The organism is Paenibacillus sp. FSL R5-0912 (assembly GCF_000758605.1).
In the GTDB taxonomy this organism is placed as follows: Bacteria; Bacillota; Bacilli; order Paenibacillales; family Paenibacillaceae; genus Paenibacillus_AQ.
The window spans coordinates 6459017-6484939 of record NZ_CP009282.1 but is presented as its reverse complement, the minus strand read 5'-3'; the positions used below and the strand labels follow the sequence as shown (position 1 = coordinate 6484939).

18 protein-coding genes are annotated in these 25923 nt (G+C 52.6%); 13 read left to right on the top strand and 5 right to left on the bottom strand.

Features of this window, described 5'->3' with window-relative positions; all coding sequences use genetic code 11:
• Positions 1–13: 13 nt before the first annotated feature.
• Positions 14–970 carry a primosomal protein DnaI gene (gene dnaI / locus R50912_RS27275; protein ID WP_042239369.1) on the top strand — a complete coding sequence of 319 codons (957 nt, stop codon included), beginning with the start codon at positions 14–16 and terminating at the stop codon, positions 968–970.
• Positions 971–1423: 453 nt separating this feature from the next.
• Here the strand turns inward: dnaI and R50912_RS35355 are convergent, their stop codons facing one another.
• Entirely contained in the window at positions 1424–1582 is a 159-nt protein-coding gene (locus R50912_RS35355) for a YqzM family protein (protein ID WP_144026185.1), read from the bottom strand.
• A 168-nt stretch (positions 1583–1750) separates the two neighbouring features.
• On the opposite strand from R50912_RS35355, the gene R50912_RS27270 reads away from it, so the two are divergent.
• The 9 genes from R50912_RS27270 (at position 1751) to R50912_RS27230 (ending at position 17017) form a co-directional block, all read left to right on the top strand.
• On the top strand, positions 1751–2239 hold the full coding sequence (locus tag R50912_RS27270; protein ID WP_042239368.1) for a GNAT family N-acetyltransferase: 489 nt from the start codon (positions 1751–1753) through the stop codon (positions 2237–2239).
• Between the two features lie 267 nt (positions 2240–2506).
• A complete protein-coding gene (gene trxA / locus R50912_RS27265; RefSeq protein ID WP_042239365.1) occupies positions 2507–2824 on the top strand; it encodes a thioredoxin in 318 nt (105 codons plus the stop codon).
• Positions 2825–3004: 180 nt separating this feature from the next.
• Positions 3005–4996, top strand: a complete 1992-nt coding sequence (gene uvrC / locus R50912_RS27260; RefSeq protein WP_042239361.1) for an excinuclease ABC subunit UvrC — start codon at positions 3005–3007, stop codon at positions 4994–4996.
• A gap of 485 nt (positions 4997–5481) precedes the next feature.
• Positions 5482–5796 (top strand): helix-turn-helix domain-containing protein, encoded by a 315-nt coding sequence (locus R50912_RS27255; RefSeq protein WP_052416721.1) that lies wholly within the window; start codon positions 5482–5484, stop codon positions 5794–5796.
• A gap of 5 nt (positions 5797–5801) precedes the next feature.
• Complete coding sequence (locus R50912_RS27250) at positions 5802–6734, top strand: IS3 family transposase (protein ID WP_081956682.1); 933 nt, start codon at positions 5802–5804, stop codon at positions 6732–6734.
• A gap of 452 nt (positions 6735–7186) precedes the next feature.
• The gene (locus R50912_RS27245) at positions 7187–11755 is read left to right on the top strand and encodes a galactose-binding domain-containing protein (RefSeq protein WP_042239358.1); all 4569 of its coding nucleotides are present in this window, start codon (positions 7187–7189) and stop codon (positions 11753–11755) included.
• 134 nt (positions 11756–11889) lie between these two features.
• The gene (locus R50912_RS27240; RefSeq protein WP_231637723.1) at positions 11890–13629 is read left to right on the top strand and encodes an extracellular solute-binding protein; all 1740 of its coding nucleotides are present in this window, start codon (positions 11890–11892) and stop codon (positions 13627–13629) included.
• A gap of 64 nt (positions 13630–13693) precedes the next feature.
• Complete coding sequence (locus R50912_RS27235) at positions 13694–15250, top strand: response regulator (RefSeq protein WP_042239356.1); 1557 nt, start codon at positions 13694–13696, stop codon at positions 15248–15250.
• 6 nt (positions 15251–15256) lie between these two features.
• Entirely contained in the window at positions 15257–17017 is a 1761-nt protein-coding gene (locus R50912_RS27230; RefSeq protein ID WP_042239355.1) for a sensor histidine kinase, read from the top strand.
• A 114-nt stretch (positions 17018–17131) separates the two neighbouring features.
• On the opposite strand, the gene R50912_RS27225 is transcribed toward R50912_RS27230, so the two are convergent.
• Positions 17132–18838 (bottom strand): CPBP family intramembrane glutamic endopeptidase, encoded by a 1707-nt coding sequence (locus R50912_RS27225; protein ID WP_042239353.1) that lies wholly within the window; start codon positions 18836–18838, stop codon positions 17132–17134.
• A 295-nt stretch (positions 18839–19133) separates the two neighbouring features.
• On the opposite strand from R50912_RS27225, the gene R50912_RS27220 reads away from it, so the two are divergent.
• Both R50912_RS27220 and R50912_RS27215 read left to right on the top strand, forming a co-directional pair.
• Positions 19134–20492 carry a TrkH family potassium uptake protein gene (locus R50912_RS27220; protein ID WP_331281887.1) on the top strand — a complete coding sequence of 453 codons (1359 nt, stop codon included), beginning with the start codon at positions 19134–19136 and terminating at the stop codon, positions 20490–20492.
• 14 nt (positions 20493–20506) lie between these two features.
• Positions 20507–21175 (top strand): potassium channel family protein, encoded by a 669-nt coding sequence (locus R50912_RS27215; RefSeq protein WP_042239349.1) that lies wholly within the window; start codon positions 20507–20509, stop codon positions 21173–21175.
• A gap of 94 nt (positions 21176–21269) precedes the next feature.
• On the opposite strand, the gene R50912_RS27210 is transcribed toward R50912_RS27215, so the two are convergent.
• Genes R50912_RS27210 through R50912_RS27200 form a run of 3 tightly spaced genes read right to left on the bottom strand, consistent with a single transcriptional unit; the run spans position 21270 to position 23268 of the window.
• A complete protein-coding gene (locus R50912_RS27210) occupies positions 21270–21962 on the bottom strand; it encodes a hypothetical protein (RefSeq protein WP_042239338.1) in 693 nt (230 codons plus the stop codon).
• Complete coding sequence (locus R50912_RS27205) at positions 21959–22900, bottom strand: ATP-binding cassette domain-containing protein (RefSeq protein WP_042239334.1); 942 nt, start codon at positions 22898–22900, stop codon at positions 21959–21961. The genes R50912_RS27210 and R50912_RS27205 overlap by 4 nt, the downstream gene beginning before the upstream one ends.
• Positions 22897–23268 carry a GntR family transcriptional regulator gene (locus R50912_RS27200; RefSeq protein WP_156123362.1) on the bottom strand — a complete coding sequence of 124 codons (372 nt, stop codon included), beginning with the start codon at positions 23266–23268 and terminating at the stop codon, positions 22897–22899. The genes R50912_RS27205 and R50912_RS27200 overlap by 4 nt, the downstream gene beginning before the upstream one ends.
• A 374-nt stretch (positions 23269–23642) precedes the next feature.
• Between R50912_RS27200 and R50912_RS27195 the strand changes: the two genes are divergently transcribed.
• Positions 23643–25910 carry a helix-turn-helix domain-containing protein gene (locus R50912_RS27195; RefSeq protein ID WP_042239330.1) on the top strand — a complete coding sequence of 756 codons (2268 nt, stop codon included), beginning with the start codon at positions 23643–23645 and terminating at the stop codon, positions 25908–25910.
• Positions 25911–25923 lie beyond the last annotated feature (13 nt).

Here is a 25923-nt window from a genome sequence, read left to right as displayed (position 1 = left end):
GAGAGGTGCGGCGATGGAGTCTATGGGCGAAGTGCTGCGTTCGATGAACAATTCCGCTCTGCGCCAGCGCTCCCGTGATCTGGAGCAGGGACTGTTTAATAATCCCCTGGTCAAGCAGCTTCAGGCTGATCATCCCGAGCTGGATGAGTCACGGCTGCGGCTGCACTTAAGCCGGCTCTACCAGTATGTCGAGGAGGACCGCCACTGCAAGAACTGTCCGGGCCTTGAGAACTGTCCGAATGATTTCCAGGGACATTACAGCAAGCTCACGGTGGAGACTGTTAACGGAATACCGGATTTGTATGAGCGCAAGACACCCTGCAAGCTGAAGATCGCGCAGGATAACCAGGATAACATCCGCAAGCGGATCCGCAGCTTCTATGTGGATGAGCGGGTGCTGAACGGCGGATATGACGAGACGGACATTATGGGCAAGGACCCCCGGCGGGCCAGTGCCGTGAATAAAATATTTGATTATATTGCGACTGTGCGGGCAGAGGGCCTGACTTCCCGGGGAATCTACCTGCAGGGGAGCTTCGGGACAGGCAAGACCTTCCTGATGTGCTATCTGCTCCATGAGCTAGCGATTGCCGGCCACAGCGGCGTGATTGTGTACATGCCGGACTTTATTGAAGAATTGAAGCTAATCATGATGGATAACCAGAAGCTTAAGGAAATGGTAGATACGATGAAAAACTGCGATCTGCTCATTTTTGACGATATTGGTGCCGAGAACCTGAATCCCTGGGCCCGTGATCATGTGCTGGGAGCGATTCTGAACTACCGGATGAACCGCAAGCCAACCTTCTATACCTCGAATTATCCGCTCGACGGTCTGGAGAAGCATCTCAGCATCACCAGCAAGGACGGCGAAGAGGTCTACAAGGGCCAGCGGCTGATGGACCGGATCGCCCCGTTTGTGGATGTCATTCCACTCCATGGGGACAATCAGCGGGGTACGGTAAGATAAATTCCGCTGCATGATATATATTACTGGACGGATCATTTATAATCCCGCCGCTTACGGGCTGCGGAGGTTATGAGTGGTCTGTCTTTTGTTGCTTAAGAGAGCTAAATGTTGTAAGGAATGCAACTTGGGAGCATAAGAAACGGGGTGTTTATGAGGAATGTTGTACAAAATACAGCAATTGTCGCGCTTAACTGCTCGGTGGGGGTGAAATGCTGCTTTTCATACAACAATTCCCGATTTGGACCGCTTTAGCGAAGGAAATGTTGTATTTGGCGCAGGATTTTGCGTTACTCAATCATTCAAATCAGCAGAAATAAGAGCTGCTTTGCCCGCACACAAACAGCGGCGGGACCGCGGACATGAAGTCCCTGGCCCCGCCGCTGTTTGGTATGAGTTCTCTGTATGCATCTAGCTTTTTGCGTAAACTTCGGTGTTGCTCTGCTGCCTGCAGCTTTATTCGGACATAATAAACTTGATGATAACCATCCCGAAGAAAACTACGGTCATAAATCCTGTCATTCCAAAAAAACCGGCCATTAGGTCGCCAAGGTCGTTACGGGGCTCTTCGTTGACATGCTCCCGCGGGTCACGGACTTGCGCGTTGACATCCATCGCTTCTTCCTCCTTGCTGTTGCATGACTGTGTGAGTTGAGTTACAGTTATACATGTGAGAGAAGTCATTGACAATTAATGCGCTTTCTTCAAGTATACGAAGTTGCCGGGAAGATGTAAAGATAAGATCGGCGCCTAGCCTTGTATGAGATGCAAAGAGGTGATTCGATGATAAGTATTAGACCTATGGAACCGCAGGAATACGATTTTCTAATGGATATGCATTATGAGTCAATCAATATAGTCCAAGGAAAGCCCTCCAGGAGTGAGCTGCTGAGTTCACCGGATATCGTGAAGTACAACGAGAATTGGGGAAAAGAAGGTGATAGGGCACTAATCGCTCTGATTGACAATCAGCCCGCAGGTGCAGCCTGGTACAGACTGTTTGAAGAGACGAACCAAGGCTATGGATTCGTGGATGCTGAAACCCCGGAATTAGGTGTCGCTATACGGCCCGGCTATAGAAAGCGGGGCTTGGGAATCAGACTTATGGAGGCCATCATCCAGCAAGCCGTATCCGATGGATACCCATCGGTTTCTCTTAGTGTAGATCCGGAGAATCAGGCGGCCGTCCGCTTATATGACAAGCTTGGATTCGAATATTTCGGGATATCCGGAACCTCCCGGACAATGAAGTTAAACCTTAGGCTAAATTGATTTTATACAATATAATTTTATAAAATATATAACAAATGCATTGCAATTATGTTATACTGTTAATGTGTCGGTAATAGGTAATCTGGTTATCATATTACATGCAGCATTTTATTTCGCTATATTCTCGGAGTAATTTTCGCGGACTTGGCTCAGGCTATAGAAGCGGATCTTATTTCGTACAACTTAAGCGCATGCTTCCGAAGTAGCTTTGCACGATCCTGTTTCAGGAAGCGGATGCTCACAAAACTTTTGAGGAGGAACAATATCATGGCTATCGTGAACGTGTCTGACCAATCCTTCGGTAATGAAGTAGAAGGTCAAGGTACTGTAGTAGTTGACTTCTGGGCACCTTGGTGCGGCCCTTGCAAAATGCTTGCCCCTATTCTGGAGGAATTGTCCACCGAGCTGGGAGACAGCGTAAAAATCGCCAAATTGAATGTGGATGAGAATCCGGAAACGGCTTCCCGCTTTGGAGTAATGAGTATTCCTACTCTGATCTTCTTCAAAGACGGTCAACCCGTGGACAAAGTCGTAGGACTGAACTCCAAGGATTCCCTTAAGAATATTGTAGCTAAGCATCAATAATTGATTATAATCTGCGGTATCCGGAGCCTCGCGGCTCCTTCAGACAAAGCGCCTTCGGTTTCTCCGAAGGCGCTTTGTCTGTCAAATAGAAACGGGTGTTCTATAGTAAGGCTTGAATCTGTAGTACATTCTATTCTAAACTTACCTTATAACAGTGTAGTAACAGGTGGGGGAGAACTCATGGATTATATGGATAATATCCGCAACAAACTGGCGCTGCTGCCTGATCTGCCCGGCTGCTATCTGATGAAGAATGATGAGGGTACGATTATTTATGTGGGCAAGGCCAAGGTGCTGAAGAACCGCGTGCGCTCTTATTTCACCGGCAGCCACAACGGCAAGACGCAGCGGCTTGTCGCCAATATTGTTGATTTCGAATATATCGTCACATCGAGCAATATGGAAGCACTCATTCTGGAGTGCAATCTGATCAAGAAGCATATGCCGCGTTACAACGTGCTGCTGAAGGATGATAAGACTTTTCCGTATTTGAAAATAACGAATGAAGCGCATCCGCGCCTTGAGGTCACGCGGCGGGTGCTGAAGGATAAAGCTAAATATTTCGGCCCGTATCCGAATAGCTATGCGGCCCAGCAGACCAAGAAGCTGCTGGACCGGATGTATCCGCTGCGCAAGTGCGGGGTGATGCCGAAGGAAGTCTGCCTGTATTATCACATGGGCCAGTGTCTGGCTCCCTGCGAGAAGGAAGTGCCGAAGTCGGCTTACGAGGAGATTACGCAGAGTATCTCGTCCTTCCTGAACGGGGGGCATGATGCGGTGAAGAAGGATCTGCAGAAGAAGATGCAGGAGGCCGCAGAAGAGCTGTATTTCGAGCGGGCCAAGGAGCTGCGGGACCAGATTATTCACATCGATGCCCTGATGGAGAAGCAGAAGATCAACACGGTTGATACCAAGGACCGGGACGTCTTCGGCTATGCAGTCGATAAGGGCTGGATGTGTGTGCAAATCCTGTATATGCGGCAGGGTAAAATGATTCAGCGCCACTCGTCGGCTTTTCCGTTCTACGGGGAAGCGTACAGTGATTTCATGTCCTATGTGACGCAGTATTACAGCGATAATCCAGCATTGCCGCAGGAGATCCTGCTGCCGGATATGCTGAGTGACGGAGCTGTCAAAGCGCTCACGCCAGAGACCGGTACAGGTGCTGCGGTAACGGGCTTGCAGACTGCTGCAGGCATGCTGGGCAGTAAGGAGATGCAGGCAGCGCTGGAAGCGGAGGATAGGGCGGAGGTTGCAGCGGAGCCGCAGTATCCGGCGGAACAGGAGACGGCTGCTGAAGGAACTGTGGATGCGGCCGGAGGGGCGGCAGCCCTGCAGGAATGGCTGGGCATCAAGGTACTTGTGCCGCAGCGCGGGCTCAAGAAGCAGATGGTCGGCATGGCCTGCCAGAATAGCCGGGTGGCGCTGGATGAGAAGTTCCGCCTGATTGAGCGGGATGAGGAGCGCACCTCCGGTGCGGCGAGCAGTCTGGGGCAGAGTCTGGGACTTGCTTCGCTGAACCGGATTGAAGCTTTCGATAACTCGAATATCCAAGGAACGAATCCGGTCTCGGCGATGGTTGTGTTCATTGACGGCAAGCCGGCCCGCAAAGAGTACCGTAAATATAAGGTCCGCACTGTGCAGGGGCCGGATGATTATGAGACGATGCGTGAGGTCATCCGCCGCCGGTATGAACGGGTGCTTAAGGAGAATCTGCCGCAGCCTGACCTGATCGTGGTCGATGGAGGCAAAGGCCAGATCTCCTCGGCCATCGATATTCTGCAGAATGAGCTGGGTCTGTTCATTCCGGTCTGCGGTATCGTCAAGGATGATAAGCACAGAACGGCGCAGCTGCTGGTCGGGGATTCCGCCGAACCGGTGTCGCTGGCCCGGGACAGCCAGGAGTTCTATCTCCTGCAGCGGATTCAGGATGAGGTTCACCGGTTCGCAATTACGTTCCACCGCGAACAGCGCGGCAAATCGATGGTCACCTCGAAGCTGGATTCGGTTCCGGGAATCGGGGAGAAGCGCCGGAAGTCGCTGCTGAAGCATTTCGGCTCGCTGAAGAAGATCAAGGAAGCTTCCGTGGAAGATTTCCGTGTTCTGTCTATTGGCGAGAAGCTGGCCCGGCAGATTCTGGATGCGCTCAAGGATGAGGAACCGTCATTATAAATAAGCTCAAACGGTAACGAAACATAGGCCGGCCCCATGGGGCCGGTTTTTTTGGTTGGTTGGGGACTGATAGTATCATCGGAAATCCCACTGATTCCCCCTGAAGACGGGCCAAAGGAGGGGGAGTGTAGGCGAAAAACCGAATACAATGAGCTACTGTGAGGGGTATCAGGCCAAATGTAGGCGAAAAACCGAATACAATAAGCTAGTGTGAGGGTCATCAGGCCAAATGTAGGCGAAAAACCGAATACAATGAGCTACTGTGAGGGTCATCAGGCCAAATGTAGGCGAAAAACCGAATACAATAAGCTTCCATGAGGGGTATCAGGCCAAATGTAGGCGAAAAACCGAATACAATAAGCTAGTGTGAGGGTCATCAGGCCAAATGTAGGCGAAAAACCGAATACAATCTCCACAGCCCCCTAAAGAAGTTGGAGTCCTCCCCCACAAAAATGTAGACTAGATACAGGAGGAGGATGAACGGAATGGGACACTTAACAGGAACAAGAGAGAAGGCAGCGCAAGAGGTGTTGTCTGGCATTAAGGCGGAGGTGGTTGCTCGAAAGTATGGGGTGACTCCATCAACGGTGAATCAGTGGGTGAGGGATTACCGGGAAGCCCATGGGGAGCAAGATCATCCGTATCCCCAGGACCAGGTGGAGGAACGGAAGCGCCTGCTGGACGTCGAGCAGAAATATGAGAAGGCCGTCAAGATGCTCGGTGAAAAGGAGTTAGAGATTGAGATTCTGCGTGAACTGCTAAAAAAGCCAACCCCTGCTTATCCGAAAAAATCGAGGTAGCCGATATGTTCATTAAGCAGGGGAATACCGCAGCCTTGGTGCTCCGTCTCGTGGGGCTAGCAGAGTCTACGTACTACGACCGTAAGAAACGCAGGTCACTGTCCCCAACAGCTGTTCAAGGGGGGCGTGGAAGGCCCCAGCCAGGCTACTCCTTGAACGAGTCTGGCGAGAAGATTAGCGACGAGGAAATCCAGGAATGGCTGCTGGAATTAATCGCTGGAGAAGAGCACGTGTACGGGTACAAACTGCTGGCCAAGTGCTTGTGGAACCAGCACCGGTTGAAGCTCAATCACAAGAAAAGCTACCGGCTGTGTCAGGCGCTGGATATCCTGCAGCCCCAGCGTCAGAAGCGCTTTAAGCATCCCCGGAAGCTGCCGGAGAACCGGTTCATTACCGGAGCGGGCCAACTCTGGCAGATGGACATTAAGTACGGTTACGTGGTGGGCCGTGACAGGCACTTCTTTGTCCTGAGCATTATCGATGTGTTTACCCGTGTCATCGTCGGCTACCACCGGGGATCGTCGTGTGAGGCGAAGCATGCCTGCCAGACGCTGGGACGCGCCATGGAGCAACACTGCGCCCCTGACAGCGCACGTCCGGTGATTCGCACCGACAACGGACCACAGTTCGTCAGCCACCTGTTTGGCGACATGTGTGAAAGCTGGGAAATGACCCATGAACGCATTCCGCCTCGAACGCCGGATTTAAATGCTTTTATTGAATCGTTCCACAGTAATATCGATCGGGATTTGTTCCGCAAAGAGGCATTCGACACGTTCGAAGAGGCCTATGAAGCGGTGGACCGGTACATGGACTTTTACAACAATCGCAGAATGCATACGAGCCTTCGTAACATGCCGCCAGCTACCTTTGCGGAGTGGGTCCTGACTCTAGAAGACCGCTCCAGCTTCTTCTGGCCGAGAGAAAAAGCGAAATAAAGAGCATGTCTACGACAAGTACTGATTTTATACGGAGGACTCCGGGATAAGGGGGTCGCACCGCAATGAGCTACTGTGAGGGTCATCAGGCCAAATGTAGGCGAAAAACCGAATACAATGAGCTACTGTGGGGGGTATCAGGCCAGATGTATGTGGAGAATCGAACACAATGAGTAACTGTGGGTGATTTTGTACATAGATGATGAAGGTTCCGGGATATCTTTGCTGCGAAAATAAGTTAATCCTTACTTTCTGCATAAAATCGTTGATTTGTATAATTGCAACCGGTTTCGGTAAAAGGTACGCTTATCTTGAATCTATGAAAGCGCTTATATATGTAGTGATGTAGACTGCTTAAACCCAGGTAAAGGAGGCTGATGATCACACCGGGAAAGATTTTGTTTATGGGCTGGATGGCTGTATACCAATAGACATGAGGAGGATTAAGGGTAATGACATATTCCAAAAGGTTAAAACGCAAGAAAGGCATAAACGGCACCGCTTTGTTTCTGAGCATACTCATGCTGCTAAGTGTCGTAATGGTCATTCCGCCCGGCCGTGCGCATGCCGCTGGCTCTTATCTGCTCTCCCAGGACCGGCCTGCTTATGCGTCGGGCACAGAGGGCAACAATACCCCGGATCTGGCGGTGGACGGCAATACGGGTTCCCGCTGGAGCAGTGCATGGGGGGCAGATCCGAACTGGATTTATGTTGATCTCGGGGCATCTGCCGCAGTAGACCGCGTTGTCCTGCGCTGGGAAGGGGCATATGCCAAGTCCTACAAAATTCAGGTATCTCCGGATGAATTGAACTGGAGTGATGTCTATTCCACAACTACGGGAGATGGCAGTGTGGATGATCTCACACTCAGCGGCACCGGCCGTTATGTGCGGGTATTGGCAACCGCGCGCAGCCTGACGCAATACGGCATCTCCCTCTTCGAGTTCGAGGTTTACGGCACGGGCGGCGTTAATCCTCCTCCGGTAGTGCTGGGGCCGAATATGGCCTTGAACAAGCCGGCGACGGCGTCGTCTTATCAGGTGGCTGACTATCTCCCTGCTGGCTCCACATTGCCGGCACTGGCAGTGGACGGAAACTTGGCTACACGCTGGTCCTCTAACGCCACCGATAATGAATGGCTTAGCGTAGACCTTGGCAGCGTACGGACACTTGGCCGGGTCATCATCAATTGGGAGGCTGCCGCCGGACGGACCTATGATATCCAGGTTTCAAATAACGGCAGTTCATGGACTACAATCTACCGGGAGCTTCACGGCGACGGAGGCACGCTTAACCTTCCGGTCTATGCCAGCGGCCGCTATCTGCGGATGAACGGCATCAGCAGAGCGACCTCCTTCGGTTACTCGATCTTTGAATTCCAGGCGTATGATTATGTGACAGGCGACCCCAAGCCGGTCTATAACATTCCGGCACTGCCGGCGCTGACAACAGTGGCCGTAGGTCAAGGCAGCTATGCCGCGAATGACCTCTCGGTTCCCCAGCCCAAATATCCGCTGTATAAATCGGATGCACTGACTGCGCCGCTGCCTTCCAACGACTGGTGGCAGTCGATCATGATCAATCAGCTCGGCAACGGCATTATTACCCTTCCGCTCAAATCGAAATATACCAAGCAGGGACTAAGCGTTCTGAACCCGGGCGCAGGCTACTTAAGCGCCGATGGCAAGGCGCAGGAAGCCGCAGGCAGCCCGGATCTGTTCCTGATGGCCAGTAATATTAATACTTCAGGGATGTCGAACCGGATAACCGCTTACGGTGATTGGTCCGCAACTGCCGTATTAAGCGATGGTACTGCTGAGAAGATGAAGACGACCTTCGTCAAAGGCTCGCCTTATCTCTATTCACAATTCAGCGATCCGGCCAGTCCTGAACTGTACCTGCCGGCAACGGCCCGCTTCTTCGATGACAGCAATAATGCGATTCTGGCGGCTGACGGTGCCACGGTTACTGCAGACCATATCGGCATTGCGGTCACGAATTCCAATGGCGCCCCAACGCCCGTAATGGTTACCAGAAACTATGGGCTGTATGCACCGGCCGGTACAACCTTCAAGAAAGTCGGCGCCAAGCTCAAAATCCAGCTGGGCGGAGGCCAGAACTACCTGAGCTTATCGGCTCTTCCGGCACCCGCAAATCTGAATTACTTCTACCAGCACGGATATGCATTCGTGACGGATACGAAGGTGGCTTATACCTTCAATGAGACCACTTCGGATGTCACTACCACCTTCAATGCGACTACAGAACTCAAGCGTTCAGGCTTTCCGAATGTGGCGCTGATGGCGCAGCTTCCCCACCAGTGGAAGGTTACTACTACGCCGCTGACTGCTGTCTCCTTCCCGTCCATACGCGGAACGATGAAGGTTACGGAGGGTAATTCCTTTGCCACTGCCGATAAATTCTACGGCATTGTACCGCAGTTCACCGAGCCGGGTGATTCCGGCTACTCCCGTCAGGATCTGCTTAATTATCTGGCGCTGCTGGATACGGACACCGCCACCAATCTGATGCAAGCCGATGCTTACTGGCAGGGCAAGAAGCTGCATCCGCTGGCAATGGGTGTGCTGATCGCCGATCAAATCGGCAGCGAGAGCTATAAGAATCTGTTCCTCTCCCGGATGAAGACGGTACTTACAGACTGGTACACGTACACTTCAGGAGAAGCTAACTACTATTTCGATTACAACTCCGACTGGGGAACCCTGATCTATAAGAACAGCGAGTTCGGCGCGAACTCCGGTATAACGGACCATCATTTCACGTATGGCTATTATGTCTTTGCTTCCGCTGTACTGGCCACCTACGATACTGACTTCAGAAACAAATTCAGCGGGATGGTTGATGAGCTGATCCGTGACTATGCCAATCCCTCGAAGACCGATCCGAAATATCCGTACTTCCGCAACTTCGACCCGTATGAAGGACATTCATGGGCTGGCGGTTATGCCGACAATGACAGCGGCAATAACCAGGAAGCTGCAGGGGAATCCCTGTTCGGCTGGGTAGGCCAGTATATGTGGAGCACACTGACCGGCAACACAGCGTTCCGGGATGCGTCCATTATGGGCTTCACGACGGAGCTTAGAGCAGTGCAGCAGTACTGGTTCAACTACGACCAGGATAACTGGCTGCCGGGCTATACGCATAAATCTGTCGGGCAGATTTACGGAAGCTCGAACTTCTTCGGAACCTTTTTCAACGGCAATCCGGTGTATGTCTATGGTATTCACTGGCTGCCAACGGCTGAATATTTAACCAGCTACGGGTTCGACACAGCTAAGGCTGCCGGATTATACAGCGGCTTCGTAGCCGATAACAGCGGTCCGGAAACGGACTGGTACCATATCGTCTGGCCGATTCAAGCGCTGAGCGATCCGCAAGCTGTTCTGAATAAATGGAATCCGGCACTTCCGCAGCAGAATGAATTGTTCAATACGTACTGGTTCGTGCATAACATGGCAACTCTTGGATCACGCACCAAAGACATTTGGGCAGCGAACGGGTATAGTGCAACTGTGTATAAGAAAGGATCGGCATATAGTGCACTGGTCTGGAATCCGACGAATGCGGCAATTACCGTTACATTCCGCAATGCAGGAGGAATTACGGGCTCAGCTGTAGTTGAAGCCAAGAAGCTGGTGAAGGTTGACCCGACGAAGGTGAATTCGGGGACGCTACTTACTCCGCCTGCCCTGATAGCGGATACAACGCAGAATGCAGCTGGCCAGCCGATTGAGCTGACATTCACGGATAATGCGGCCTGGAGAAGCGCGGCCAGTGCGGTGAAGGTGGATGGAACCTCAGCGGCGGCAGCGAATTATACCGTGGCAGCCGGTACAATCATGCTGAATACCGCGCTGTTCCCTGCGGCGAAGACCTACACGATTACAGTTTCGGCAACGGGCTATAACGATGCTTCAGTGCAGCAAGTGGTCACTGGCGGAGCAACCTCCGCGAACCTGGCCCTGAACAAGGCGGTTACCGCCTCGGAGAATCCGAAACAGCCTGCTGCGGGTGCAGTGGACGGAGATCCGGGTACCCGCTGGGAATCGGCCTTCAGCGATCCGCAGTGGATTCAGGTCGACCTCGGTTCTAATCAGACGGTCAGTCGTATCCTGCTGAACTGGGAGGGAGCGTATGCCAAGTCGTATACGATCGAGACTTCAGCAGATGGTGCGAACTGGGCACCAGCCTACTCTACGACAACCGGAGATGGGGCCATCGATGATGTCAGCTTCGCGCCGGTCAGCGCGCGTTATGTAAAGGTGAACGGCACGGAACGCGGCACACAGTACGGGTACTCCTTGTGGGAACTGGAGGTGTACGGCAGCGGCGGCACCGTGACGCCGCTTGCTCCTCCTGCCCTTGCAGCGGATACAACGCAGAATGCAGCCGGCCAGCCGGTTGAGCTGACATTCACGGATAATGCAGCCTGGAGGGGCGCAATCAGCGCGGTGAAGGTGGATGGAACTACAGCGGCGGCAGCGGATTATACTGTGACAGCCGGTAAAATTACGCTGAACACCGCACTGTTCCCTGCTGCGAAGACTTACACAATTATTGTAACGGCAGCAGGCTATGCGGATGCTTCCGTGCAGCAGGTAATTACCGGTGGAACACCATCCGTGAATCTCGCCTTGAATAAGGCAGTTACCGCTTCGGAGAATCCGAAACAGCCGGCAGCAGGTGCAGTGGACGGGGACCTTGGCACCCGCTGGGAATCGGCCTTCAGTGATCCGCAGTGGATTCAGGTCGACCTCGGCTCTGCTCAGACGGTCAGCCGCGTCCTGCTGAACTGGGAGGGAGCGTATGCCAAATCCTATACCATTGAGACTTCGGCAGATGGCACGGACTGGACAACGGCCTATTCGGCGACAACCGGGGACGGGGAACTGGACGATATCAGCTTCACCCCGGTCAGCGCGCGGTATGTGAAGGTGAACGGTACGGAGCGGGGCACACAGTACGGCTATTCTTTATGGGAAATGTCGGTCTATTAATCAGGGCGGCATTGGCGATAGAATAGAGGCATCAACGTAAAGAAATGGTGAGGATTATGCATAGGTCAATGTTATTGCGGTTCTTGCAGAAGGGGCAGAACCGGCCTGCCTGCAATGGGGTGAAAGGAGGCAAATTGCTGCAATTGCTGTTAGTCATGCTGGTTCTGGGTGGTCTTGCTGCCTGCTCAAACGGTAGCACTGGTAACGCCAATTCTATTGACAGGACTGGTAATGCTGATAACGCTAATCGCAGCAATTCCGGCAGTTCCGGTGATCCCGGCAATACGCTGCTTGCACTTCATCCGGCTACCGCCCTTTCAGCATTGGCTGCCAAGGTGAAGCCGGTCCAGTTCACCGTATTTGTGAACTATGACTGGTATACGGCGCCGACCTGGGAGGGCAGGCCGCATAGCCGGTGGATCACCGATAATCTGAAGGTTACGCTCACTCCGGTACAATCCAGCGGGGCTGCCGCCCAGAAGCTGAACGCGATGATTGTCTCGGATCAGCTTCCCGATGTGCTGGTCATGGACCGGGGCAAGGAAGTGGAGCGGCTGCAAAAAGCAGGCAAGCTGGTGGCACTCGACCCTTATCTGACGGAATATCCTGAATTTGTCCAGACCATAGGCGAGGATACATTGAACATGCTGCGCAGTGAAGACGGCAAGCTGTACCAGATTCCGAACTGGTATATTAACGGCAGCAACGGCAGCGGTAACGCCGGTTTCCTGGTTGAGAAGAAGATCTACCGGGCGCTTGGCTCTCCTAAGCTGGAGACATGGGATGATCTGGAGGCTTATCTGAAGCGGGTGCAGCAAAAGTATCCTGAACTCGTCCCGATTGACTTCGGGGAGACCCGGGACGGAGCGGATATACAGATGATCGGCATGCTGTACAGCGGTGCGGGGGATAACCGGACACCAAGCTTCATCTCTCCAGGTTCAGGACAAATCTTCGGCGTGCCCACCGGGTTCCGATTGACTTCTGTGTACCGGGATCCGGCATTCCTGGAGACGCTGCTGCTGGCTAACCGGCTCGTCCGTCAAGGGCTGACGTCTCCGGATCTATTAACCGAAACCCGGGATCAGGTACTGGAGAAGCTCAAAACCGGCCGGATCGCTGTATTCGGCGCGTATGACGCCATCGTGGAAGGGATCGGCCGTGAGGCGGATAATCAGCTCTCGGCCAAAGATCCGCAAGACGGATACGATATCATCTGGCCGGTGCACCGGACAGGCGTTGATCCAGATAAGGTGTACCCTTCCGGATACAATACACTGGGCTGGAATGTCAATGTGATTACAACCGGTGCCAGAGATCCGGAAGCCATTTTCTCCTATATGAACTGGGCGACGAGCCCGGAGGGACAGCGCATTATTTTCTTCGGGCCGCAGGGTATGTTTTATGATAAAGTGGAGGATGGAGTTCCTGTTCCAAATAATTCCTATATTGGCCGTGATTTGAAGCAGTACGATGATCTGAAGATTGGAGAATTCAACTGGTACGGTAATACCTCATATATTGATTCAGCCAAAGCCAGACGCGAGAAGCTGCTGCCTGCGGAGGCCCGGGACTGGACAACACTCGGGCAAGCGAATGTAACGTTCAGGACGGCGATGAACATCACCGAATTCTCCAATCTCGATCCGGCGCCTGCCTCCGAAGAGGGGATTATTCTGCAAAGACTGAAAGACCAGTATGCGCAGGTAATCCCCCGGATGATTTTTGCGGCAAGCGGGGAAGAGGTCAGGCAGCTGATGGAGGAAGCAGACAGGGAAGCAGCGGGTTTGGGGTATGACAGGCTGCTCGCCTGGAAAACCGGTGTATGGCGGAACAATCTTAAGAAGATCAAGGCCTATTCCCCGGAATACTAAACGTTTGGAAAGAAGAGGGATACGATACGTACCCTCTTTTCCGCATGAAGGAGTGCTGATTGCGATGTACAGAGCCGTCTTGGTGGACGATGAAAATTATGACTTGGAGGGTCTGCGCTGCCTGATTCCCTGGAGTGAGCTTGGCATTGAAGTGGTCTGCAGCGAGAGCAATCCGCTTGCCGCTCTTCAATATATCGAGAATCATGAGATTGACCTGCTGATTACGGACATCAGGATGCCCGTGGTTTCCGGCATGGAGCTGTCCCGCCTGGCGCTGGAGCTGAATCCGGTGCTGAAGATCGTGTTCATCAGCGGATACCAGGAATTTCACTATGCGAAGCAGGCGCTTGATTTAAAGGCGCATGCCTATATTCTGAAACCGGTTGATGATGAGGAGCTCATCGGCGTGCTGCGCACTGCGACGGCTGAACTGAATCTTGAGCGGAGCAAAGGTCCGGAAGACGGCGGCGTGATGGCGTCCTTTGATTTCATCAAAAATGATGTGCTGCAGCACTTGCTGGAGGGCAGTATTGACGGTGCGACACTGGGGGCCTTTCTGGCCCGGTATCCGCTGGATCTGGCCTTCTCCAGCGCCTCCGCGGTGCTGATTGAGGCAGATGATGTCCTCCGGCGGGTGCAGGAGCATCCGGAGGAGGTCTATGCCGGTCTGGACAGGCTGTTCCAATATATTGGGACAGAGATCGAATCCGCCGGTGCCGGGAAATGGTGCCGGCTGAACCGTTCGCAGCTTGGTTTCGTGTATACCGGGCAGCGTCTGGAGCTGGAGGAGTGGCTTCAGCAGCTGGTGCTGAAGGTTCGCGGGCACACTGCTTACACTATTACTGTGAGTTATGGAGCTGAGGTGTGTGCTCTGGAGGCGCTGACCTCATCTTTTTCCCAGGCCAAGGCATATATGAACGGCAAAATGTTCCTCGGCAAGAACAGAGTGATTCCCCCCGTAATGAACAAGCCGGGAATGACCCAGGATATTAAAGAGCTGAGCGTTGTGCTGGAGGGAATGTTCGGGGCTATGGCAGGCTACAGGCTGGCTGATATTTGCGACTGCATCGATGAGCTGTTCGCGATGGCGGCCCTGTTTGAGCATCCGGTGAAGGTCTATCATTTCTCCATTCATATTGTCACCCGGCTTGAAGCCTATCTGGGGACGCTGAACGAAACCTATGAGAGTCTGGAGCAAATGGACGCCATTCATCATCTGGAGACGGTGGATGATATTAAGCGCTGGCTGCGGTATACGCTGTTCCAGATTTCCGAGATCCTGTTCATGAAGAAGCAGCATAAGAACCGCCGGCTGATGGAGCAAATTGAGGTCTATATTCAGGAGCGGCTGACGGAGAATCTTACCTTACGGCTGGTGGCCAGCCATTTCGCCTATTCACCGAACCATCTCGGGGTCCTGTTCAAGGAGCACACCGGCGAGAGCTTCAATGAGTACCTTGTGCGGATTCGGATGGAGAAAGCGATTCTCCTGCTTGATCAGCATCAATACAAAATCTACGAAGTGGCTGATAAGGTGGGCTACAAGAATATTGCTTATTTCAGCAGGCAATTTCGTGAATATTTCAATATTACCGCAGCCGATTACAGAAAGCAGAGCTGATCCGGCATGCAGAAGAAGCGTGCGAAACCCGTATACATGCCCTTGGCCTACAAGCTGCTTATTTCCTATCTGCTGCTGGTGCTGACACCGGTTATCGGCATCGGAAGCTACGCCTATGTCTCCTCCGTGCGTTCCACTGAGGAGCACACCAGAAGCAATCTGGAGGTGGCTGTCAGGCAAATTGCCAGCAACGTCGATTACCGGCTGAAGGATGTTGTCCGCAGCACCGACGAGCTGTACGCGGATCAGACCCTCTCGCGTTATTTGACAGGTTATCATTCCGGCTGGGAGAAATATAGCATCATGTCGCAGTATATTCTTCCCAGGCTGGAGAATGCTGCGAATCTGCCGGACCCGGAGGTCAAGCTGTCCGTATATGTCAGCAACCCTAATGTCGGAGAATTCTATTACAACGAGAGTGCAGCGGGCGATGTCCGTAAGTACTCTCTATTTCACATGGACCGTATTAAGAATGAAGACTGGTATAGAGGGCTAAAGCTGCATTACGGCTCCTATGAATGGCGGCAGGTGGGCAATGACAGGATGGACGCGAGCATCTCCTACCTGCGTCCCCTGATCAATTACGATACACTGCAGCTGAACGGCCTGATCAAGATGACGGCGAATATGAAGTATATCTTCTCTGATGCCGGCTCCGGGCAGCTGGGCGAGGACAGCATCCTGTTCATCGTGGATAATGACAACCGTCTGCTCTTCATAAGCTCCCGCAACAAGGTTAAACCGGATTTGCTGCCCTCAGCCGCTTCAGGCTATATTCAGCAGCCGGAATCCTATATGCAAATTAGACAGCCCGTTACGAATATGCCCGCCAGCGTGGTGGCTTGGATTCCCTATTCTTCACTGCAGAAGAATTCACAGCAGGTCCGAAATGTGACCATCGGCATCTGTCTGATCACTCTGATCCTGCTCTTTCTGATCAGTCTGGTGATGTCCCAGTATTTTGCACGGAGCTTCCAGAAGCTGATCGCTTCCCTGAAGTCTTTTAAGGAAGGGGATTTCCACAAGCGGATGCCGGTGCAGGGCAATGATGAGTTTGCGGAAATCGGCAGTGCTTTTAACGACATGGCTTCAACTATACAGCGGTTAATCGACGAGGTCTATGTCGTCAACCTGGAGAAGAAAGAGACCGAGCTGCAGGTACTGCATTCCCAGATGAATCCGCATTTCCTGTATAACACCTTCTCTTCGATCAGCCGGATGGCCAAGCTGGGGGAGATCGATAAGCTGCATGAGGTCATCCGTTCGCTGGCCAGGTTCTACCGGCTGACGCTGCACCGCGGGGAGATGATTATTCCCGTGGAGCAGGAACTGCAGATTGCCGAGTCTTATCTGGATATTCAGCGGATTAAGAATGTGGACCGTATCCAGGTGGCTTATGATATTGCACCGGAGGTTCTGGAGAGCGAGAGCGTGAAGTTTATTCTGCAGCCGTTTGTGGAGAATGCGCTGGAGCATGCCTGGTACGATGATGAGATTTCGCTGATCATCCGGGCTTACCGGGAAGGTGCGGATATGATCTTCGAGGTGGAGGATAACGGGCTCGGGATGAAGGAAGAGCTAATCGGGCAGATTCTGGAGCCTGCGGGCCAAGGAATCGGCTATGGCATCCGCAATGTGGATCAGCGGATTCAGCTGCAGTACGGCAAGCAGTATGGCGTAGCCATTCACAGCTCGCTTGGTGAAGGGACATTGATCCGGCTCCGGTTTCCCTGCCGCCCGTATCAATCTGTGCAGGACGAGGCCTAGAAACGGTGTGCCTACCGGATTATGAGCAGAAGGGGCTGTCCCAAGCAGCCATTTCATGGCTTTGGGACAGCCCCATTAGGATATGCAGGGCGGATCAACGGGTTCCGTCTAAGTCTAAGTCAGAGGCTGGACCGGCTCTGCCTGCTCCGTATTGCGCGGAGGGTTGAAGCGGTACACGATGTAGCCGACGATGAACGGCAGGATGATCGTGACAATACCGGCGCCGATGTTCACCTTATCCTGCATGAAGATCAGCGTAGCCCCCATCAGGATGCTGTCAAACACCACATGGCTGAACATCACGGCGATGAAGCCATAGCGCAGGAAGATATAGCTGAACAGCAAACCTATTACCGTAAGCTCAATCGGCCGTGAGCTGACCGGATAGATCGGGTAGAGTGTATGTCCGAGCGCCCAGATCAGCGTAGTGATCAGTGCAGCGATGAAGGTATTCTTCACGAGCTTCTTGAGCATCCGGATACCGAACAACCGGTACACAGCCTCTTCAGAGAGACCGGCAAGCCAGGCGACAATCGGCAGCAGCCAGGCGTATTTCATATTGTAGGGAGACTGGCTGGCATCCGTGGTGGACCAGTTATCCAAGGCGAAAGACAGAATGATGAACATGAACGTCTGCACGCCGAGCAGGATGAATGCCCATACATAGCCGGCACGGATGCTGTCCAGTACATACTGGCCGTAACCGGGCTCTTTGGCGCGGGGCCAGGGATTAAGACCCTCCTTGCGCCACAGCCCATCGCCTCCGACCAGTGAGAAGTAGAGCAGCGATGACATCAGCAGGCTGTAGAGAACAAAGATGATGAACATCAGAGCGGCAGTGATACGCGCTGTGGCACTGTCTCCACCTGATTCAGGAAGTACATTGTAGCTGCTGACCATCATAATCAGGAAGTGGGCGGAGCTCAGGAAGATCCCGCGCCTCCAAGAGGTATGTTCCCGGCGTAGAATGCTGTAGATCAGCGCCAGAATCCCCAGAAGCAATGTAGGCAGACCATAGCCGAATAAGGTGAGCTTGTTGGCCAGAGAGGTCTGTTCGTCTACGTAAGCATCATGCCAGGCGGGAGCAGAGAATCCGGCACGGAAATAGGAGACCTCTCCGCCGGAGAAGTTGAAGTTATAGTGCAACGTAGATTCTCCGACCTTCACCGAGCTCTCCGTATAGACAAGCCCGTATTCAGCACTGTTAGCTTCTATCTGCAGCTTGGCGGGGTTTGCTCCCCATAACTGCAGCCATGGGCGGGCCAGATTCTCTTTTCGCTCAAGGGGAAGATCCGCTTCACTGCTTACAGTGTTTGCTGTTGAAGCAGGGTTAGTTACAACTTTTGCAGGCACTTCCCCGTAATCTAGTCCTGCAGCAGCATCGGCATCGGCTCCCCGGGCAAAAGCCACTACCTCTCCTGTATACATATTGACATCCACCGAGAGCAGGGCATCCGCCTCCCCTGCAGTATAGAGAGCCGCATGGTAGACATCATACGGGTACCGCTGATCCAGCTTGTTCTTGGTGTAATCCTCAAGCAGCTTCTCCCGGGACATATAGCCGTAGAAAGAGGCATCTGTCTTGTATAGGACAATCCATTCATCCTTGACCCCAGCTTCGTGGCCGAGCTGCTGTGCTGCGAATGCGGCGGCTTTGTCTTGAACTTCGCTTTTGCTGATCATTGCTGTGTCCTCACCGGAGCCCTGGATGAGCTGGGGGGCGACCTGGAACATGACAAACACAATAAGTCCAAGAATTCCAGCAAGGATAAGTTTGGTGGTGAGGGGCCGCTGCTGTAGGGGCTGGCCGACGGAATTCATGAAACGCCTCCTTGAAATGAAGTACTCTTGTAATTTCCATTATAGTATTACTTGCCGGGCAGTTACAAAAAAATGCCGTATTATCGTTTTACGTGGAGAGGTCCAGACTTATGCTTGTTTATTTTCAAAGCGTATTATAAGAAAGAGAAGGATTTATATGCTTCACAAGCCGCTTCTGCTTGTATCGAAAATGAATCTTTGTGAAGTCAGGCAATAACGTATATAATTTTGTATGTTTATTTGATATTGATGAATTCGTAATAGCTAATATGGATACTGTGAAAGGATGAGAGGTTTGGCTTCACCATTCTCAAAGATTAAAGGATTCAAATTTCTGAAGCTCTCTCCGCCGCAAATTCTGGTGATTGGGTTTGCTGCTATGATTAGCATAGGTACCCTGCTCCTTATGCTCCCGTTGTCCAGTGTAACCGGGCATCCACTGGGCTTCATCGACGCGCTGTTTACGGCTACCTCTGCAGCCTGTGTGACCGGACTGGTCGTTGTGGATACGGGAACCTATTTCACCGGATTCGGACAAGCTGTCATTCTTGTACTCATTCAAATTGGCGGACTGGGCTTCATGACCATGGCCACTCTGTTTGCGCTGCTGCTGAAACGCAGAATCTCGCTGCGCGACCGGCTGATTCTTCAGGAGGCTATGAATCAGAGCTCGATGGAGGGAATCGTGCGGCTGATCCGCAAGGTGCTGGTATATTCCCTGGTGATTGAAGCTGCCGGAGCAGCCGTGCTGACCATCCGCTGGGCCGTTGATATGCCGCTGAGCCGTGCGCTATATTATGGTCTGTTTCATGCAGTATCATTGTTTAATAATGCCGGGTTTGATCTTTTTGGCGGCTATCGCAGCTTGACCGGATATGTAGCTGATCCTGCGGTAAATCTTGCAACGATATTCCTGATTGTATCCGGCGGTATCGGCTTCATTGTCATGTCGGATCTCGTGGAATTCCGCCGTACGCGCAGGCTGTCTTTGCACAGCAAGGTGGTGCTGTCGATGACCGGGGGACTTATTTTTACGGGGATGGTCGTCATCTTCATCTTCGAGTTCACCAATACCCGCACTCTTGGGCCGCTGAATTTCGGGGGCAAGCTGTGGGCTGCCCTGTTCCAATCGGTCACTCCCCGGACGGCCGGGGCCAATACGCTTGATATCACGGGGCTGCGGCAGGCAACGCAGTTTTTCATTATCATTCTGATGTTTATCGGTGCCTCTCCAGGTTCAACCGGCGGCGGAATCAAGACGACGACCTTCACGCTGATGGTCGGAGCTGTAATCTCTATGCTGCGCGGGCGGGAGGATATCGTACTATTCCGTTACCGGCTGGCCCAGGAGCGTGTGTTCAAGGCGCTGACCATTACGCTGCTGGCCCTGCTGCTGATCGTTGCGGTCTCGATGGTGCTCTCCACCACGGAGGACCGCGCTTTTCTGATGATTCTATTCGAGACAACCTCGGCGTTTGCCACCGTGGGGCTGAGTCTGGGACTGACGCCGGAGCTTACTCAGGTCGGCAAAATCCTGATCTGCCTGACCATGTTCGCCGGACGGCTTGGACTCCTGACGCTGGCCTATGCACTAGGGCCAAAACAGGGTAAACCTTTGTATAAGTATCCGGAAGGCAAAATGATAATTGGATAAGGGGAAATCGAGACATGAAAGCACAGCAATTTGTTGTAATCGGCCTGGGCCGCTTCGGTTCAAGTCTGGCGCTTGAGCTGATGTCCATGGGCTATGAGGTGCTTGGGATTGACCACCAGGAGGAGCGGGTGGAGGAGATGACCGGCAAGCTGACCCATGCGGTGATGGCGGATGCTACGGATGAAGGGATTATGCGCTCCCTCGGGGTGCGTAATTTCGACTGCGGAGTTGTGGCGATCGGGGATAATATGGAGCGGAGCATTCTGGCTGCAATTCTGCTCAAGGAGCTCGGCGTCAAGCAGGTGGTCGGCAAAGCCATCTCGATTCTGCATGGACGCGCATTGTCGAAGCTGGGCGTGGACCGGGTGATTTTTCCGGAGCGTGATATGGGAATCCGTGTGGCCCACCAGCTGGTGACACCAAACTTACTGGACTATATTGAGATCTCCAAGGACTACAAGATCGTTGAGCTGACGGTGCCTGCCTGCATGGACGGCAAAAGCCTCGCAGAGCTGAACACACGGGGCAAATACGGCTGCAGCATTATTGCCCTGAACCGCGAGGACGGCATTATCGTTGCCCCGACCGCACACGACTATGTGCATCAGGGGGATATCATGGTGGTGATCGGCTCCAATGACAGCATCGGGGAGTTCGAGGATGAAGCGGTGAATGCGGATTAGGTGCAGAATTCCAGTCTGCGTATCTCTATAAAAGAATGCAAAAAAACGCCAGGCTGACGTGCAGCCGGGCGTTTTTTGCTCTTCAGAAAGACGGCTACATCCGGATGTCAGTCCGGCGGTATACCATCCACCCAGCCCCCGCGCATAGGGCGATGATCCCCCACAGGAGGAGAGTGGTTCCAGGCTCGAACATTGCGGGATCTGTCGAGAATAATGCGAAGTTCTCCATGTACTCCATAGAGGGGAACATTTGGGAAATGAGGGCGACAGATCCGAAATACACGATGGCCAGGAGGGTTCCAATGATTACTCTGAATCTGTAAAAACAGGCGCCGATCAGGAAGGTGGCTACCGAGACATCGAGCAGCGTCAGCATGAACATGTACGCGGAGAGCAGGAGCGGCCGGTCCACATCAACCGGGAGTCCAATCGAAGGAAGAACAGCCCGGCCGATCAGATACACGGCAGTCTCCGCCAGCGCAGCCGTTATGCAGAAGGCCAGCAGGGCAAACAGCGAGCTGACGTAGAAATTGCGGCGGGTCACACTGAAGCTGCTCATCAGCGGAAAGGTAATAGCCACTGTAACGATCATGCTGACGATCATGAAGATAGACATAATATTCCGGTTCACGCTGAAGATATTGTCCGCCGTTCCCATATCCCAGGCGGGCAGAAACTTCATCATCAGTACCAGGGCGGTGTCCACACAAATGAATATACTCAGCAGAATCAAGGCGCCTCTGCGGTAATCCTTCAGGTGAAACATCATTAAACTACGGTAGCTCATCGGTTTCCGCCTCCTTGCGAATTCTCTGCATCGCGCAGCGTCAGATATACGAACAGCTTCTGCAGCGGAACCGGAGACAGCTCAATGCCCTGATCCTGGAGCATTCTGTGTTCGGCGGGGCCGGAGAGATTCTCAAGCGCAAGCAGCAGCTTGCCTCCCAGGCGTTCACTGTGCAGTACGCGGACATCCCCCAGCAGCTTCTCCAGCACGGTAGCGGGCCCGGAAGCATAGACGGCGTTGGCGGCAAAATCCTCTACAGGACCTTGGAAGGCGATACGACCTCTTTTGAGATAAACCATCCGTTCAAACAGGTTCTCCGCTTCTTCGATCAGGTGTGTAGTCATTACAAAGGTGCGTGGATAATTGCTGTAATCCTCAAGCAGGGTCCGGTAAAAGATTTCGCGCATCGAGGCATCCAGGCCGATTACCGGTTCATCCAGCAGCGTCAGCGGAGCACGGCTGGCCAGCCCCTTAATGATCCCTGCCATGGATTGGCCACCGCGTGACAGCTGCTGGTAATTCTTGCTGCCTTTAAGCTGGAATTTGTCCATCAGCTCTCTGGCCAGCGGCTCATCCCAATAGGGGTAGAAGATCGAGGCGAACTTGTAGATTTCCTTCAATGAGTAGTTCTCCCAGGAGCGTTCATAGGTCTTGACCAGACAGATCTGACTTAGTGCCGCTGCATGCTCATTCACGTGAACGCCGCCATACGTGACCAGTCCGCTGTCTGCGAACCTCTGGCCGGCAATGAGGGAGAGCAGGGTGCTTTTGCCGCTGCCGTTGGCTCCGATCAGTCCATGAATCATCCCCGGCTCCAGGCTCAGCGAGATATCATGTACGCCCTGGCCTCCGCGGAAAATCTTGCTCACATGGCTCAAATCGAGCTTTGCGCCGGATGGAATTACCGCTGCTTCATGCTTCTTCTCCGTACCCGTCATCGGTTCTCATCCCCCTTACGGATCATTTCAGACAATTGCTCCGTAGTAATGCCCAGCTTCGCGGCCTCACGGATCATTGCCACCACATATTGCTCATAGAACTGCTGTTTGCGCTTATTCGTCAACTCGGAGCGTGCTCCCGCTGCAACAAACATTCCGATCCCCCGCTTTTTATACAAGATTCCCTGCTCTACGAGCAGATTCACACCTTTGGCCGCCGTTGCCGGATTGATGCTGTAAAAGGCTGCGAACTGGTTTGTGGAAGGCACCTGTGTCTCCTCAGGCACGGTTCCATCGATAATGTCATTCTCAATCAGCTCCGCAATCTGCACGAAAATCGGCCGGTTGTCATCCATCTGGATACCCACCGCTTCACCACCTAACTGGTTAATTACTGATGTAACTAACCTTAGTTGGAAATCGGTCCGGTGTCAAGTGACAATCCCCTGCAAAGACGGAAATGGGCTTCGGCTAAGGAATAAGTGGCAGGTGGCTTGCTAATATTTCGAAATTGTTTGAAAAAATTTCCTATGCACATATGTAAAAAGTAATTTGAAATGTTAAACTAAAAACATTGAAGTGATCCGGACGGAGAGATTTGCCGCGAGGCACAGAATAATTGTATCAGGGGGTTGGAAAATTTAAATGTAAGCGGTAACATATCGATACGGCCAGCTGAGATATGGACATAAGATAATTTCAAGGCAGCTACATATAGAGACATCCTTAGGGGGATACAAATATGAAAAAAACACCGATGATCCTGCAGCTGGCACTGATTCTATTCTGCATCATGGCAATTCCGACAGCGATTCTGACATGGTACAGCGGATCACAGATTATACAGAACTCAGAGGTAGCCATTGGAGAATCCACGCTTGCCGGGCTGAATGCGAGCCGCAAGTTAAATGAGAACGCGCTTGCCAATCTGGCTCAGGACACGTCGCGTCTGGCGGCGACGAATATTTTTGACCGTATCCGCAGCTTTGAGACCTACGATGAAATTAACGCAAATTACAACAACGTGAGCCTGGCACTCTCCGTAACGAAAGAACTGCTGAACTTGAACCGCCGGGTAGACGGTGTGTACTCTTCGTACTTTTATCTGAATGATTCGGATTATGTGTTCTCTACTGACAACAGCATCACGACGCTGGAACGGTACGAGTCCATCGATTGGATCAATGAAGCGCTTGAAGGACGCAGAGGTATCAGCGGGGTTTGGGTTCCCCGTAAGCTGGAGTCGGGAGAAAATGTTGTATCGTATGTGTATCCCCTCAATCGTCTGTCATCCACAACCCGCGGAATTATCGTAGTCAACCTGAAAGAGAGCCAGATCGGCAAATATCTGCATGCAACAGAGAGCGGAGACAGCAACTATCTGCTGCTGGACTCGGACGGCAAAGTCATTTCCTTCAATGACCAGTCCCTGCTGCTCTCCGACGGCCTAAAGCTGCCTTTCCTTCAGGAAATACTGAACCAGGGAGCTAGTGAAGGCTACACTTTCCGCGAACTGGACGGCAAGCGGATGGTGTACGCCTGGAGCCGCTCGGCATTGTCCGGATGGTGGAATGTAAGCTGGAGCTCCATGGATGAGCTGATGATCAGATCACGGGATATGAAGGGGAATATCATTCTGCTTACCGGAGCTATCATATTGCTCGGGACGCTGCTTGCCATCTTTCTTGCAACCTGGCTGTCCAGGCCCCTCCGGCAGCTGGTACGGACGATCCGCTCGAAGAGCGACCTGGGTGTGGTCAATAAGAATGAGCTGGCCTTCCTGAATATGGCGTTCAAACGCATGCAGGAGGAAGAGGAAAGCCTGTTCCAGCTGCTGCAGGAGCGTGAGCAGGATACCCGGAGTCTTGCTGTTCACCGTCTTTTGCGGGGTGAGATTCCGCCTCGGATCACGGAGGCTTTTCCGGAAGTATGCTACAGAGTTGTTGTGGTGTCTATCGACCAGTACCGGCGGTATGTAGGCAATACCAATGTGGAGACACGCAGCTATCACCGGTATCTGCTCAATGCGAAGTATGAGAGCTTCTTCCCGGAGGGGATACTCGCCCGCAGTGTATATCATAACGATGGCTGTATAGTGATTGTGCTGAACTTTGCTCCAGATGAGTCCGGGGAGAAGGAGGAGCTGCTCCGTCAGGCGCTGGAGCAGATCCGGGATCAATCCCTCGAAATGCTGGAGCATTCAGTCACGATCGGGGTAAGTGATTTGGCTGATGCACCCGAGAGGGTTGCCCTGCGGCTGTTTGAAGCGATGGAAGTCATCAAACACCGGATGATCAACGGGGCGGGAAGCATTATGTACTGGCACGATGAAGAGGAGGGCAGCCGCAAATATCTCGATTCCGAGAGCAGTGAGCGGAGGATTCTCAACTTCCTGGATGCCGGTGATCTGGCGGGGATATTCAAAGAGCTTCAGAGCATCCGCAGCCAGATCGCTTCGGAAGAGAATATTTCCTACGATAATATTATGTTCATCTACTATCAGCTGATGGGGGCAACGATCAAGCACCTCCGCGAGAATCATATCAGCACAGGCCGGATGGTTATGGGCAGAGGGAATGTGTACTCCATTCTTGCTGCAATGGATACACTGGATGAGCTGGAGGAATATCTGCATGGTTTCTTCACTGAAATCGTACAGAGCCTGGACCGCAGCACGTGTGAAACCAATCATGCGGAACGAATCATTCATTATTTGAAGAAAAATTTCCGTGAAGAGATTGTGTTCGAGGATATGGCCAAGGAAATCGGCATCAGCTATTCTTATATGCGCAAGATCGTCTATGAGCAAACCGGCAATAGCATGATTGATTTTGTGAATCAGCTGCGGATCGAGAAGGCCAAAGAGCTGCTGCTGGATACAGAATGCTCAATCAAGCAAATCGCAGCAGAGGTTGGCTATTATAATGTTCAGAGCTTCAACCGCTTTTTCCGTAAATATGAAGGCATGCCGCCAAGCAGCTACAAATCGGCCAAGAGTAAGAGCTCCTAGGAGCCTTTTCCTG

Coding starts and splice junctions, on each gene's coding strand:
- dnaI (WP_042239369.1), top strand. CDS start 14: ATGGAGTCTATGGGCGAAGTGCTGCGTTCGATGAACAATTCCGCTCTG.
- R50912_RS35355 (WP_144026185.1), bottom strand. CDS start 1,582: ATGGATGTCAACGCGCAAGTCCGTGACCCGCGGGAGCATGTCAACGAA.
- R50912_RS27270 (WP_042239368.1), top strand. CDS start 1,751: ATGATAAGTATTAGACCTATGGAACCGCAGGAATACGATTTTCTAATG.
- trxA (WP_042239365.1), top strand. CDS start 2,507: ATGGCTATCGTGAACGTGTCTGACCAATCCTTCGGTAATGAAGTAGAA.
- uvrC (WP_042239361.1), top strand. CDS start 3,005: ATGGATTATATGGATAATATCCGCAACAAACTGGCGCTGCTGCCTGAT.
- R50912_RS27255 (WP_052416721.1), top strand. CDS start 5,482: ATGGGACACTTAACAGGAACAAGAGAGAAGGCAGCGCAAGAGGTGTTG.
- R50912_RS27250 (WP_081956682.1), top strand. CDS start 5,802: ATGTTCATTAAGCAGGGGAATACCGCAGCCTTGGTGCTCCGTCTCGTG.
- R50912_RS27245 (WP_042239358.1), top strand. CDS start 7,187: ATGACATATTCCAAAAGGTTAAAACGCAAGAAAGGCATAAACGGCACC.
- R50912_RS27235 (WP_042239356.1), top strand. CDS start 13,694: ATGTACAGAGCCGTCTTGGTGGACGATGAAAATTATGACTTGGAGGGT.
- R50912_RS27230 (WP_042239355.1), top strand. CDS start 15,257: ATGCAGAAGAAGCGTGCGAAACCCGTATACATGCCCTTGGCCTACAAG.
- R50912_RS27225 (WP_042239353.1), bottom strand. CDS start 18,838: ATGAATTCCGTCGGCCAGCCCCTACAGCAGCGGCCCCTCACCACCAAA.
- R50912_RS27215 (WP_042239349.1), top strand. CDS start 20,507: ATGAAAGCACAGCAATTTGTTGTAATCGGCCTGGGCCGCTTCGGTTCA.
- R50912_RS27210 (WP_042239338.1), bottom strand. CDS start 21,962: ATGAGCTACCGTAGTTTAATGATGTTTCACCTGAAGGATTACCGCAGA.
- R50912_RS27205 (WP_042239334.1), bottom strand. CDS start 22,900: ATGACGGGTACGGAGAAGAAGCATGAAGCAGCGGTAATTCCATCCGGC.
- R50912_RS27195 (WP_042239330.1), top strand. CDS start 23,643: ATGAAAAAAACACCGATGATCCTGCAGCTGGCACTGATTCTATTCTGC.